Annotated in this window: 10 protein-coding genes; 6 read left to right on the forward strand and 4 right to left on the reverse strand. The window is 68.0% G+C overall.

Annotation, left to right across the window (positions count from 1 at the left end):
* Positions 1 to 60 precede the first annotated feature (60 nt).
* A complete protein-coding gene (gene betA, locus ACOGJB_RS09695; RefSeq protein ID WP_419840709.1) occupies positions 61 to 1,746 on the forward strand; it encodes a choline dehydrogenase in 1,686 nt (561 codons plus the stop codon).
* Here the strand turns inward: betA and ACOGJB_RS09700 are convergent.
* Positions 1,704 to 2,414 carry a TetR/AcrR family transcriptional regulator gene (locus ACOGJB_RS09700; RefSeq protein WP_419840600.1) on the reverse strand — a complete coding sequence of 237 codons (711 nt, stop codon included), beginning with the start codon at positions 2,412 to 2,414 and terminating at the stop codon, positions 1,704 to 1,706. The two genes, betA and ACOGJB_RS09700, sit on opposite strands and share 43 nt — an antisense overlap.
* A gap of 77 nt (positions 2,415 to 2,491) precedes the next feature.
* On the opposite strand from ACOGJB_RS09700, the gene ACOGJB_RS09705 reads away from it, so the two are divergent.
* The 5 genes from ACOGJB_RS09705 to ACOGJB_RS09725 all read left to right on the forward strand — a co-directional run bounded on the left by ACOGJB_RS09705 (position 2,492) and on the right by ACOGJB_RS09725 (position 7,907).
* The gene (locus tag ACOGJB_RS09705; RefSeq protein WP_419840601.1) at positions 2,492 to 3,520 is read left to right on the forward strand and encodes a quaternary amine ABC transporter ATP-binding protein; all 1,029 of its coding nucleotides are present in this window, start codon (positions 2,492 to 2,494) and stop codon (positions 3,518 to 3,520) included.
* 64 nt (positions 3,521 to 3,584) lie between these two features.
* Positions 3,585 to 5,579 (forward strand): ABC transporter permease, encoded by a 1,995-nt coding sequence (locus ACOGJB_RS09710; protein WP_419840602.1) that lies wholly within the window; start codon positions 3,585 to 3,587, stop codon positions 5,577 to 5,579.
* Positions 5,580 to 5,687: 108 nt separating this feature from the next.
* Entirely contained in the window at positions 5,688 to 5,975 is a 288-nt protein-coding gene (locus ACOGJB_RS09715) for a type II toxin-antitoxin system Phd/YefM family antitoxin (RefSeq protein ID WP_419840603.1), read from the forward strand.
* Positions 5,975 to 6,373, forward strand: a complete 399-nt coding sequence (locus ACOGJB_RS09720) for a type II toxin-antitoxin system VapC family toxin (RefSeq protein WP_419840604.1) — start codon at positions 5,975 to 5,977, stop codon at positions 6,371 to 6,373. Before ACOGJB_RS09715 ends, ACOGJB_RS09720 begins: the two co-directional genes overlap by 1 nt.
* Before the next feature lie 202 nt (positions 6,374 to 6,575).
* On the forward strand, positions 6,576 to 7,907 hold the full coding sequence (locus ACOGJB_RS09725; protein WP_419837032.1) for an IS1380 family transposase: 1,332 nt from the start codon (positions 6,576 to 6,578) through the stop codon (positions 7,905 to 7,907).
* Between the two features lie 205 nt (positions 7,908 to 8,112).
* On the opposite strand, the gene ACOGJB_RS09730 is transcribed toward ACOGJB_RS09725, so the two are convergent.
* The 3 genes from ACOGJB_RS09730 to ACOGJB_RS09740 all read right to left on the reverse strand — a co-directional run bounded on the left by ACOGJB_RS09730 (position 8,113) and on the right by ACOGJB_RS09740 (position 12,230).
* Entirely contained in the window at positions 8,113 to 10,221 is a 2,109-nt protein-coding gene (locus ACOGJB_RS09730; RefSeq protein WP_419840605.1) for a sodium-translocating pyrophosphatase, read from the reverse strand.
* A gap of 198 nt (positions 10,222 to 10,419) precedes the next feature.
* Positions 10,420 to 11,784, reverse strand: coding sequence for a Na+/H+ antiporter NhaA (gene nhaA, locus ACOGJB_RS09735; RefSeq protein ID WP_419840606.1), 1,365 nt, complete (start codon positions 11,782 to 11,784; stop codon positions 10,420 to 10,422).
* Between the two features lie 77 nt (positions 11,785 to 11,861).
* Entirely contained in the window at positions 11,862 to 12,230 is a 369-nt protein-coding gene (locus tag ACOGJB_RS09740; protein WP_419840607.1) for an STAS domain-containing protein, read from the reverse strand.

Here is a 12,230-nt window from a genome sequence, read left to right on the forward strand (position 1 = left end):
GGCTCGTCTCGCATGTCAAGTGCCGCAGACCAGCGCATGAAACCGTGGACGATCTGGCCTATGGACGATCCCGTGTACGACTTCATCATCGTCGGCGGCGGATCGGCCGGATGCGCGCTTGCGAACCGGCTGAGCGCAGACCCCGCGAACAAGGTGCTGGTGCTCGAGGCCGGCCGTCGCGATTACCGATGGGACGTGCTCATCCACATGCCGGCGGCGCTGGCGATGCCGATCGGCAACCGCTTCTACGACTGGCAGTACGAGACCGAGCCCGAGCCGCACATGGACGGGCGGCGGGTGTACCACGCCCGCGGCAAGGTGCTCGGCGGCTCCAGCTCCATCAACGGGATGATCTTCCAGCGGGGCAATCCGGCCGACTACGACAAGTGGGCCAGCCGGCCCGGCATGGCGGCGTGGGACTACCGGCACTGCCTGCCGTATTTCAAGCGCATGGAGACGTGCCTGGCTGGCCCCGATTCCTGGCGCGGCGGCGACGGGCCGCTGGTGCTCGAGCGGGGCCCGGCACGAAGCCCCTTGTTCGAGGCGTTCTTCGACGCCGTGCAGCAGGCCGGCTACGAGCTGACCGACGACGTCAACGGCTTTCGCCAGGAGGGCTTCGCAGCGTTCGACCGCAACATCCACCGCGGCCGGCGCCTGTCGGCCTCGCAGGCATACCTGCACCCCGTGATGGATCGCCCCAACCTGACGCTTCGCACGGGCGCGCTGATCAGCCGGGTGCTGTTCGACGGCAGCCGGGCGACCGGCGTCGCCTACCGCCAGCGGGGCCTGCGGCGGGGCCGTGAGCGTGTCGCCCGAGCAGGGCACGTCATCTTGTGTGCGGGCGCCTTCGGCTCAGCGCAGCTCTTGCAGCTCTCCGGTGTCGGTTCCCCGTCGCTGCTCAGCCAGCACGGCATCGAGGTGGTCTCGCCCCTGCCCGGCGTCGGCGAGAACCTGCAGGACCATCTCGAGGTCTACATCCAGTACGCCTCGCGGCTGCCGGTCTCGATGCAGCCCCATCTGCGGCGCTGGCGACATCCGTGGATCGGCTTGCAATGGCTGGCGCGGCGGGGGCCGGGAACGACCAATCACTTCGAGGCCGGCGGCTTCGTGCGCAGCAACACCGACGAGGCCTATCCCAACCTGATGTTCCACTTCTTGCCGCTGGCCGTGCGCTACGACGGCTCGGCGCCGGTCAGCAAGCACGGCTACCAGGTGCATGTCGGGCCGATGTACTCCGATGCCCGCGGTTGGGTGCGCATCAGGTCGACCGACCCCACAGCCAAGCCGGCGATCCGGTTCAACTACCTCTCCACCGCTCAGGACCGGCGGGAGTGGGTCGAGACGGTGCGGGTCACGCGCCACATCATGAACCAGCCGGCCTTCGAGGCCTATAACGACCGCGAGCTGTCGCCCGGCCCTGCCGCCGAATCCGACGACGAGATCATGGACTGGGTGGCGCGCGACGCCGAGACGGCGTTGCATCCCGCCGGCACCGCACGGCTCGGCACCGACCCCGATGCGGTCACCGATCCGGCGACGATGGGGGTGCTGGGCACGTCGGGTCTCAGCGTGGTGGACGCCTCGGTGATGCCGAACGTGACGAACGGCAACATCTATGCGCCGGTGATGATGATCGCCGAGAAGGCCGCCGACCTGCTGCTCGGAAATGAGCCGCTCGCGCCGCTGGACGTGCCTGTTTACGGTCAGGCGTGCGTGGCGCCTCCGCTGGCCCCGCCGGCCTCGTGACCGGATGGGTGATCGGCGTCGTGACCGGAGATCATCGTCGAGACCAGGTCGAGCACCTCGTGGCGCTCGGCCTTGGTCGGGGGTGCGAGGCCGAACAGGTCGATGAGCCAGAGCCCGTCGCCCACGATGCGTGCGAGCAGGCCGGTGGTCTCGGCCAGCTTGTCGCGGTGCATGAGGCGGTCCTGCCAGCGCTCGAACGTCGCCCGGGTATTCGCGAGCAGTTCGTCGTCGAGCGCCGCAGCCGCGAGGATCGACGACGAGGTGTCGTCGGCTGCCTTGTAGGGCTCACGCACGTAGTCGAGGTAGGCGAGCGCGAATGTGCCACGGGACGCGGGATCGGCGGCGCGAAAGCGCTCTTCACGGATGTCCAGCTCGTCGTCGAGGACGGCGAGCGTCTCGTCGAGCAAACCCGCCATGAGGGCGTCCTTCGAGCCGAAGTGGTAGAGAAACCCGCCCTTGCTGACGCCCGCAGCGGTGGCGACGCGATCCAGCGTCAGGTTGGCGGCGCCATCGGTGCGGATGACCTCGATGGCCGCGGCCAGGATGCGCTCGCGGGTCTGCACGGCCCGATCCTGCACCGGGCCCGATCTCGAAGCGGTGCGGTCCGCTGCAGGCGGCGGCGCGTCACTGTCGCCGGGTGTCGCATCGAAGGCGCGAGATCGTGCCACAGTCAGCACAGGGTATCGACACGCCGAACCCGTCCAGCTGGACGGTAACGCGGCGGGCGGAGGCAATGGGGGCAGCCATGGAGCCGATCGTCACGGTCAGCGGTCTGTGGAAGATCTTCGGCAAGAAGGTCGACGCCGCCCGTGAGCTGGCTTCGGCGGGCGCGGACCGGGGGCAGATCCAGGCCGAGACGGGCTGCTTGGTGGCGGTTCACGATGTCACCTTCGACGTGCGGGCGGGCGAGACGTTCGTGGTCATGGGCCTGTCGGGTTCGGGCAAGTCGACGCTGGTGCGCTGCGTGTCGCGCCTCATCGAGCCCACCTCCGGCGACATCGACGTGTGCGGGACCGTCTTGGCTGACGCGAGCGATGCAGCGTTGCGTGAGCTGCGCCGCAGCAAGATGGCGATGGTCTTCCAGCACTTCGGCCTGTTCCCCCACCGGCGCGTCGTCGACAACGTGGCGTACGGCCTCGAGGTGCAGGGCGTCGGGCGCGACGAGCGCCATGAGCGCGCTCGCGAGGTGCTCACCACGGTGGGGCTCGACGGCTGGGGCGATCACTACCCCCAGCAGCTCAGCGGCGGGATGCAGCAGCGCGTCGGCCTGGCGCGAGCCCTTGCAGTCGAGCCCGAGGTGCTGTTCTTCGACGAGCCATTCTCGGCGCTCGACCCGCTCATCCGGCGCGATATGCAGGACGAGCTGGTGGCATTGCAGCTCGAGCTGCAGCGCACGATCGTGTTCATCACGCACGATTTCGCCGAGGCGCTGCGGCTTGCCGACCGGATCGCCATTATGCGAGACGGGGCCTTCACCCAGGTCGGCACGCCGCTCGAGATCCTGACTCAGCCCGCCGACGACTACGTGCGTGCGTTCACCCAGGATGCGCCGATCGCGAAGGTGCTCCCCGCGTGCTCGTTGATGCAGCCGCTCGGCGACGTCGCCATCGACGACGGCTGGCCCCGCACCAGCGAGACCGCCACGCTCGAATCTGCGCTGCCGTTCCTGCTGTCATCGGATCACCCGGTCGTGGTCTGCAACGCCGAGGGCAACCCGGCGGGCCTGCTGCACCCCGACGACGTGGCAGCGGTGCTGGAGCAGAACCTGCGATGAATCAGACCATGGTTGCCGCAGCACCAGCACCGCCATCAAACACAGCGCTGAAACAGAACCTGCGATGAGCCAGACGGTCGAGGCTGGTCCGCCTGTGGGTGCAGGCTCGCCGGCAGCCCGACGACGTTCGCCGGTCGCCGTGGTGCTGGCAACAGCCGCAGTTGCACTCGTGATCGTCGGGTTCGCCGCCTCGGTCGGCGCCTTTCCCGAGTCGTGGAACTTCGGGCTGGCCGACCCGATCGACCGCACGCGGCGCTGGCTCATCAACAACCAGACCTCCCACTGGCTGTACACGGTGCTGCTCAACCCGGTCACCGATCTGGCCGACGCCGGCATTCGTCAGCTCGAGACGATCCTGCGATGGTTCCCCTGGTACGTGTACCCGGTCGTCTGCGGCCTCGGGCTGTGGCGGGTGCGCGGCCGGCTGGCGGGAGCGCTCGGCTTCTGCGGCGTCGTGCTGATCGGCATGACCGATCTGTGGCAGCAGGGCTTCGCCACGCTCGCGTTGATGGCCGTGGCGGTGTTCGGCTCGCTGCTGGCGGGCATCCCCCTCGGCATCGCCGCTTGGCGCAACGACCGTGTCGCCGGCGTGCTGCGTCCCACTCTCGACGCCATGCAGACCATGCCCGGGTTCGTCTACCTCATCCCCTTCGTGCTGCTGTTCGGCATCGGGCGGGTGCCGGCCCTCATCGCCACCGTCATCTTCGCCCTGCCGCCGGTGGTGCGGCTCACCGACATCGGCCTGCGCAGCGTGCCCAACCCGATGGTGGAGGCCTCGGAGATGTTCGGCGCTACCGACCGCCAGACGCTGCGGCTGGTGCGGATCCCCGCCGCCCGACCAGCAATCCTGGCCGGCGCCAACCAGACCACGATGCTGGCCATGAGCATGGTGGTGATCGCCGCGTTCATCGGCGCGGGCGGTCTCGGCCAGGACGTACTGCGGGCCATGCGTGACATCGACGTCGGCGAAGCCTCCGAGGCCGGCATCGCCATCGTCATCATGGCGATCATCCTGGATCGCTTCACGCGAGGCATCGCGACGCTGGGCGAGCGCGGCGGCGGCCACGGGCCGGGCAGTCATGGCGACAGCTCTGTGTCAGCCGCAGACATCGCGGCGATCCGCTGGATCGGTGCCGCGACGGCGCTGGTAGCGCTCGTCGGGGGCATCGTGGGTCACCACGAGTTCCCCGAATGGCTGCAATGGCACTACGCGCCGTATGTCAACGACATCACGGCATGGGCTCGCGACAACCTCTACGACATCGGCTCATCGGGCATCGGCACAGGGCCGCTCAGCGACTTCATCACCCTCTACCTGGTGACGCCGCTGCGGGAGCTGCTGTCGGGGGGCATTCCCTGGCCGGCCATGATCGGGCTCGGCGTGCTGGGGGGTCTGGCGGCTCGCGGCGTCACGCTCGGCATTGGCATCGGCATCGCCCTGTTCGGGATCGGGTGGCTCGGCATGTGGGAGCTGTCGATGGACACGCTCGCCCAGACACTGGTGGCCGTGGCGGTCACTCTGGTGATCGCGGTGCCCTTGGGAATCCAGGCCTCCCACAGCGATCGCTTCCAGCGGTTGATGGACCCGGTGCTCGACTTCATGCAGACGATTCCCAGCTTTGTGCTGCTGGTGCCAGTGATCACGCTGTTTCACGTGGGGCGCATTCCGGGCATCATCGCCTCGGTGGTCTACGCGCTGCCCGCTGCAGTGCACTACACCGATCTGGGGCTTCGCCGGGTGCCCGCCGAGGTGCACGAAGCCGCCACGAGCTTCGGCGCGACTCGCAGCCAGCGCCTGCGGCGGGTGGAGCTGCCGCTCGCCGCCCCCGAGCTGATGGTGGCGGTCAACCAGGTGATCATGCTGGTGCTGGCGATGGTGGTGATCGCCGGGCTGGTCGGCGGCGGCGGGCTCGGCTTGGAGACAGTGAACGCGCTGCGCCGCAGCGATGCGGTCGGCCGGGGCTTTGAAGCCGGAATCGCCATCGTCCTGCTGGCAGGAATCCTCGACCGCCTCACCCGCGGCGTAGCCGACCGCCTTCGCCCGCCGGCTGCCGCCTGACCCCAGCGTCTCGGCGGCGAAATGGTGACGAAGACCGCTGCGAGCTGTGCACCGATGTGGTCACAAATCGATTTGTTTCGAGACTACATCGCTGCCTAGTGTGATCACATGAGCGCGAACATCGGCATTCGAGAGTTGAAGGCAAAGCTGTCGGAATGCGTGCGGCGGGCTGCCGACGGTGAGTGCATCATCGTGACCGACCGCGGGCGTCCAGTTGCTCAGCTGACGGCACTGGACGGCTCGACGCTGGACGACCTCGCACGCATAGAACAAGGCGTCGCCGAGGGCTGGATCACTCCTGCCAAGCGGCGGGGAGGGCTCGGACCAATACGGCCCATTGCGTCCAGCTCCGGACTCACCATCGCCGAGATATTCGACGAGGACCGCGGCGACTGATGCTCTACGTCGAGTCCAGCGCGCTGGTAAAGCGCTACGTTGCTGAACGAGACTCCGATGTTGCCCGTCGGTTGATGAATGTCGAACAGGCACTGATCACCTCGCGTCTCGCCGAGATCGAGGTTCGACGCAACCTTGCGCGCCTTCTTGGTGGGTCAGACCTCACATCAAAGCGCCAAGAATTTCAAGTCGATCTTCAGGCCTTCGAAATCGTCGAGTTGGATGACGCGACGTTCGATGATGCTGCGCACATCGCTGAGGAAACGCTGTGCCGGTCGCTCGATGCCATCCACTTGGCGGCTGCCCGTCGAGCGAGTCCGAACGCGACCGTGCTGACGTTCGACCGGCGTCAGGCAGAGGCAGCCCGGGCCATCGGCTTGTCAGTCCTCGGAATCTGAGAGCTTGAACTCGCCGGCACAGATGCCAGAGCAGCGGAGGCGGCAGGAGACTCGGCGACGTTGCGACCGGTTGGCTCCTTAGCCTGGATCCACCGGTGGGGTGGCGGGTTTGGGTGGTGCGCGTCCACCAGAAAGGCCTCCTGACGTGGCATTTTGCCGTTGACGAATAGTCGGCGTGATGCCATGACGGGAGGCACTTTCTGTGAGCAGCGTAGCTGGGGGTCTGGACCGGATTGAGGCAGTGTTCGACGAGGAGTCTTTGGTCGCCGATGCGGGGTTGTTGTTGGCGGGGTCGCTGGTGGCCCGGCTGGGTCTGGAGTCGTTGATCGATGAGGTGGTGACGCCGCCGGGGTCGGGCCGCGGTTCGGGTGCCAAGGTGCTCACGGCGGTGTGCTCGATGCTGGTGGGCGGTTCGTTCTTTTCGGACGCGGACAGGCTGCGGGCCGCGTCGACAAGGTCGGTGCTGGGGTTCGCGCCTGTGGCGCCGTCGACGTTGGGGACGTTCGCGAGGTCGTTCACGTTCGGTCATGTGCGTCAGCTCGACCGCGCGCAGGAGCTGGCGTTGGGCCGCGCGTGGGACGCAGGCGCCGCCCCTGCGGCCGAGCAGGTCACGATCGATGTCGACTCGACGGTCCGCGAGGTGCACTCCGACGCGAAGCAAGGCGCCGCCTATGGGCATACGCGCACGCTGGGCTATCACCCGTTGGTCGCGGTGCGCGACGACACCGGCGAGATATTGCATTCGCGGATGCGCAAGGGGTCCTCCCAGAAAGGACACCTGCGGTTCGTGTCCGAGACCGTCGCCAGGACGCGGCGGTTGGCGCCACAGGCGGCGCTGACGCTGCGCGCCGACGCAGGGTTCTTCTCCTGGGACCTGACCGAGCGGCTCGACAAGCTCGACGTGAGGTTCCTGATCGCTGTGGGCCGCAACCCCGCTGTCGACAAGGCGATCGCCGCGATCGACGACGACGAATGGACCCCGATCGGCTACACCGACGACGGCGAGGCACACGTCGCCGAGACGACGTTGACCTCGAGCCGGCGCCGCCGCGGCAAGCCCGCTCGCACGGTGCGGCTGGTGGTGCGCCGCACCCGCATCGTCGGCGAGCAAGGCGACCTGTTCCCCGACTGGCGCCACCACGCCGTCGTCACCGACATCGACGCCGAAACGCTCGACACCAAAACAGCCGACGCCGCCTACCGCCGTCACGCACGCGTCGAGCTCGCCATCAAAGACCTCAAAGCCGGCGGCCTCGCCCACAGCCCCTCAGGACGCTTCGCCGCCAACGCCGCATGGCTCGCCTGCGCCGTGCTCGCGCACAACATCGCACGCTGGACAGCGCGCATCGGACACGTCCACGACCCCCGAAAGCTCACCGTCGCCGCCACCATCGCACGCCGCCTGCTCGCCGTCCCCGGCCGGCTCGTCAACCGCAGCGGACGGCCCACCCTGCGGCTCCCCGCCCGATGGCCCTGGGCTCACACGTTCGCCGCCGCGCTCGACAAGATCCGCAGCCTGCCCCAACACTGCTGAACCGCCCCCAGCGCCCAGCCGCCCGGCGCAGCACACCCCCAAAAGCGCAGCACACAACCCAACCCCCCCAAGCCGAACCGGGCACCACCACGCCCCAATGACCCCCATTACGTTGCCGGCGGCCCTGGCGCGACGGCGTCAGGGGCTGGCTGCTCGCCCGGGCGGGCAGGGCTGTTTCCCAACCACCCCACCGGTGGATTCAGGCTTAGAGGAAGGCGGGGACGAAGACGAGGCTGACGATGGTCATCACCTTGATGAGGATGTTCATCGCCGGGCCTGAGGTGTCCTTGAAGGGGTCGCCGATGGTGTCGCCGACCACAGCGGCCGCGTGGGCATCGGTGCCCTTGCCGCCGTGCGCTCCCGCCTCGATGTACTTCTTGGCGTTGTCCCACGCACCGCCCGAGTTCGCCATGTAGATGGCGATCAGGAAGCCGGTCACCACCGCCCCGGCCAGGAAGCCGCCGAGCGCGTTCACGTCGATGAAGCCGATGACGAGCGGCAGGATGACGGCCAGACCGCCTGGCAGCAGCATCTCGCGCAGGGCGGCCTGGGTGGAGATGTCCACGCAGCGGCGGCTGTCGGGTTTCACGCCCGGCTCGCCTTCCCGCAGTCCCGGGATTTCGGCGAACTGCCGGCGGACCTCCACGATCATCGCCTGCGCCGCCCGCCCCACTGAGGACATGGTGAGCGCCGCAAAGATGAACGGCGTCATGGCGCCCAGGAACAGGCCGATCGTGACCGCGGTGTCGTTGATGTCGAGAAACACCTTGTCGCCGGCGGTCAGGCTGAACGACTTGAACAGCGCCAGCGCCGTCACCGCAGCCGAGCCGACAGCGAAGCCCTTGGCCACCGCAGCAGTGGTGTTGCCCAGCGAGTCGAGGCTGTCGGTGACGCCGCGCACCTCCGGAGGCAGCTCGGCCATCTCGGCGATGCCGCCGGCGTTGTCGGCGATGGGCCCATAGGCGTCCACGGCCACGATGACGCCGGTCACCGCCAGCATGCCGATAGCTGCCAGCGACACGCCGTACAGCCCGATCACGTCGCCGGTTGCACCGAACGCCAGCCCGCCGAACCAGTACGACAGGCCGATCATCGTCACCACAAGCACCACCGCCGGCAGCGTCGAAAGCTTGCCCTGCGCGATGCCTTCGATGGTGACCGTGGCGGCACCCGTCTCGGACTGCTGGGCAATGCCCTTCACGGGGCGGTAGTGCTCAGAGGTGAAGTATTCCGAGGTGAAGCCGATTGCCCAGCCGCCGAGCAGCCCCACGATGATGGTCAGCGCCAGGAAGATCGGTGCGTCGAGCACGTAGTTGCCGATGGTCGGGCTGCCGCCGAACAGCACCAGCGTGCCCACGATGGAGAACACCACGGTGAGCGCCATGGCCACGTACTGGCCGGTGTGCAACTGCCCCGACAGGCTGCGGCCCTCACGGCCACGCACGAACAGCGCGCCGACGATCGAGGCGATCATGCCCAGCGCCCCGATCAGGATCGGGTACATGAGCAGCGCCTCGGCGTCGCCGAAGTCGGCAGCCAGGCTGTCGCCCTCCATGAACACCGGCACCAGCAGCGAGGCCAGCACCACCGGCGCCACGATCGACCCGGCGTACGACTCGAACAGGTCCGCGCCCATGCCGGCCACGTCGCCCACGTTGTCGCCCACTGCATCGGCAATCGTGGCGGGGTTGCGGGGATCGTCCTCGGGGATGCCGGCTTCCACCTTGCCCACCAGGTCGCCGCCGACGTCGGCCGCCTTGGTGTAGATGCCGCCGCCGATACGGGCGAACAGGGCGATCGAGCTGGCGCCCAGGCCGAACGCCGCCACCACCTGGAACGCCTGGTCAACGCCCAGCCACTTCACCCACAGCAGGTAGTTGATCGAGATGCCCAGCAGTGCCAGCCCGGCAACGCTGAAGCCCATGACGGCCCCGCCCTTGAACGCCAGCGGCAGGGCCTTCGCGGCACCCTCGCGGGCCGCGTTGGCCGTGCGGGTGTTGGCCGCAGTGGCGATGTGCATGCCGATGAAGCCCGCCACCGACGACAGCACTGCGCCCATGAGGTAGGCGAAGCTGGCAGCCGGGCGGCCGTCAATCGGCACGATCAACAGCAGCACGAACATGGCTGCCACGAAGACCGAGACCCACTTGTACTCCCGGCGCAGAAACGCCATCGCACCCTCGCGGATGGCGGCGCCGATCTCGCGCATCAAATCGGTGCCTTGGTCAGCCCGCAGCACCACCTTGGCGAAGTAGTAGGCCAGCAGCAGTGCCAGCACAGAGGCGATCAGGGCCAGATACGGAACAGCAGTCACAAGGACCTCCAGGGTCGCAGCAGGATCAGATCAGGATCAGGTCAGGTCGAGATGGCTCGGGGGAGTATGCCGGGCCGCAGGCACAGATGCCAGAGCAGCGGAGGCGGCAGGAGACTCGGCGACGTTGCGACCGGCCGGATCGCGGGAGCCGAGGCTTCTGCCGCCTCCGCAGCGGGCGCACCTATTCGCGCAGCGAGATCAGGACTCGGCGTGACGCTCGTACTCTTCGGGCGGGACCTCGGTGTGGGCACCGCGCTTGCCGGAGAACCACAGCAACGCCAGCGCAGCCCCGCCAGCCGCACCCGAGGCCACCAGGATGCCGATCTTGGCCAGATCGCTGATGCCGGCGTCATCGAAGGCCAGCCCGGTGATGAAGATCGACACGGTGAAGCCAATGCCCGCGGCAAAGCCCATGCCCACGAACTGCGGCCAGTTCATCCCTTCGGGCAGATCGAAGCCGAAGCGGGTCGCCACCCAGGTGAACACTGCGATGCCAAGCGGCTTGCCCACCACCAAACCGAGGATGACGCCCCAGGTGACCGGAGAGCCGGCGGCGTCGGTCAGCGTTTCTTCTGAGAGCGGTATGCCGGCATTGGCGAGGGCGAAGATCGGCACGATCAGGAACGCCGTGAACGGGTGCAGCATCGACTCGAGCCGTTCGGTCACCGGCACCGATTCCTGCACCAGAAACGATGCCTGGTGGACCTGCTCCACGCTCGGATCATCGGGAAGGTCGTCCACCATGTTCTGGGCCTGTGCCCGGTCGAGCAGCGGCTTGGCGGGTGTCAGCAGGCCGAGCACCACCCCGGCGATGGTGGCGTGCACACCAGATTCCAGCGTGGCGTACCAGATCACCAGACCGATCAACCAGTAGACCTCGAGCGCCCACACCTTCATCAGCGCGAGCGTCCGCACCAAGACGGTCAGCATGACCGCGATCGCCAGCCACATGAAGTCGAGATCGCCGGTGTAGAAGATCGCGATCACCGCAATGGCACCGATGTCGTCCACGATGGCCAGCGTCAGCAGGAACAGCTTGAGGATCGGCGGCACACGCGAGCCGAGCAGCGCTACGACGCCCACCGCGAAGGCGATGTCGGTGGCCATCGGTATGCCCCAGCCCGAGGAGGCCGGGCCCGACGGGTTGAACACGACGTAGAACAACGCAGGCACGACCATCCCGCCGACGGCAGCGATCGCCGGCAAGGTCGCGGCACGGACGCTCGAGAGGTACCCCGTCACCAGCTCGCGCTTGATCTCCAATCCCACCACGAAGAAGAACAGCGCCATGAGGCCGTCGTTGACGAGCGCCTCCAACGTCAGCGGGTGTACGTGATAACCGCCGACCGTCAGGTCGATGTGGGTATGCCAGAAGTCGAAGTAGCCCTGGCTCCATGGCGAGTTCGCCCAGATGAGCGCGGTTGTAGCGGCCACCAGCAGCAGCGCGCTGCTGGCGACCTCGCGGTGGACGAAGTTAAGAATCGGCCGCGCCACAAACCGGGCCAGCCACCTGTCGCCGCCTGCGAATGTCTCGCGCTGGAACAGGTAGTTGGGACCCGCCATATCGGCGCACAGGCTACGGGCCGCTATTGGGGGCACCTTGCCGCGCGGGATTCTCAGGCCCTCTGTTGCGACGATCTTCAGCGATCGGTCACGTCCGCGATGGCGTCAGCCAGCCCGGGGGCGGTGGCGAAGAGCGAATCGACCTCGGTCTCGGCCAAGGTTGCGGCGACCCCGGGCGCGCTCACCACGAGCGCCATGGCGCCGCGGGCGGCACCGCAGCGTCGCCGCGCGTCGAGCAGGACGCCGAGGACGACCGGCTGCAACACGTCGACGTCGGACAGGTCGACGACGAGTCGCGGCGGTGTTCCCGCAGCCGCCAGCGCGGAGCGGAGCGCGCTGTCCAACGAGGCGATCGCGCCCAGATCGAGCTCGCCGTGCGGCGTCACCACCACCGTGGTCGAGCCGTCAGCCCCGGTGATCGTCCGCTCGGAGATGCCCGAAATCAT

This window comes from Candidatus Poriferisodalis sp., from assembly GCF_965208895.1.
Lineage (GTDB): Bacteria > Actinomycetota > Acidimicrobiia > Acidimicrobiales > Poriferisodalaceae > Poriferisodalis.